Raw genomic sequence first — 1368 nt, forward strand, 5'->3', positions numbered from 1 at the left:
CCGGAGGGATACGCGTAACAGGTCTGCCGGTAGGAGACGACGACCACCAGCAGCAGGATCACCACACAGGCGGCGACCCACGGGGTCAGGTGCAGCAACGCCACCCCGCCGAGGCTGAGCATGAGGAGGATCTCCTCGGTGGCGTACGCGTTCGACGAGAGCGGGTCGCTGCAGAACACCGGCAGGGCGAGGCGCTTGGGGAGCAGCGTGTCGCCGAGTTGGGAACTACCCAGCGGCCGGCCGACGAGCAGGCGCTTGGGCAGGGTGAGGATGTAGGTCACATCTCCATCGCAGCACCGCCGGGGTCGGGGTCAGCGCGATCTTGACGGGTTCTTGACGCCAGGCGCGAGTGTCTTGGCAAGATCCCAACACCGGCTCCACCTCAGTTCAGGGTTCAGCGGTTCAGCGGTTCAGAAGAAACTCCAGCCGTCGCAGGGCCAGGAGCGACCCCCTTTCTCGTGGATTTCCCGATGAATGGCCTCCGCTGCCCGGCTAGCCGCCTCTTGGGTCGGAAACAGCTGGGAGTCCATGACCGGGGGGTACAGGACTTGCAGCCTATTTGTGATCCTGAAGACACGGACTTCATAGGGCGGGCGATCCACCAACATGAGCCAAATGCTCGCGATGATCTGCGCCTCGATTTGCGCCTCCAGGAAATCGATTGCGATGCGTGAAAAGGCACGCGGGAAGGCGACAACCTTGAATCGAGCCCCTTGCAATTTCGTCCAACAGGCATAATCGTAAGGATCGAGTAGTTGACCATGCAGGCTACCTAGTTCTCGAGTACAGGCGCGGCATAAGTGCAGGGGGTATGCTCAATATCGCGGGGAACGTGATCTGGTATCGACTCCTCCTTGCCTCAGCTGTACGGCCACACATGCCAAGGATGCAACAGACCAACAGACCAACGACCCTTCGGATCCGCCCCAAGCACCACATCCACCTCTGAGACCCTGCACTCAAAGTCGTCCCATCGGTTCGACTGACAGTCGTATCGATTATCCTAATACCGTAGTTTCGCACTCACTCATCGGGGAAGTTCCTGCAACGCATAATGGCGCTCATCAAGCAAGTTGGGTATGGCTAACAGTGGCTCGCGACTGCCTGACAGCCGGGCCCCATGAGGAGTCAGTGTCCGTCGCGCTCGGAGCTTGGGGAATATATCCGCATCCACTGCATCGGACTGGTCAGTAGCAGAACTGTTCGCAGGGCCAGGACCGACCCCCTTTCTCGTGGATTTCCCGATGAATGGCCTCCGCAGCCCGGCTAGCTGCCTCTTGAGTCGGAAACAGCTGGGAGTCAATGACCGGCGGGTACAGGATTTGCAGCCTATTTGTGATCCTGAAGACACGGACTTCGTAGGGCGGT

General features: G+C 59.9%; 1 pseudogene. It reads right to left on the reverse strand.

What is annotated here, in order from left to right:
- Window positions 1-281: pseudogene (locus KD1_RS15920) on the reverse strand (DNA-binding protein); the annotation flags it as partial.
- Window positions 282-1368 lie beyond the last annotated feature (1087 nt).

Source organism: Kribbia dieselivorans NBRC 106261, from assembly GCF_001552435.1.
Classification (GTDB): Bacteria; Actinomycetota; Actinomycetes; order Actinomycetales; family Dermatophilaceae; genus Kribbia; species Kribbia dieselivorans.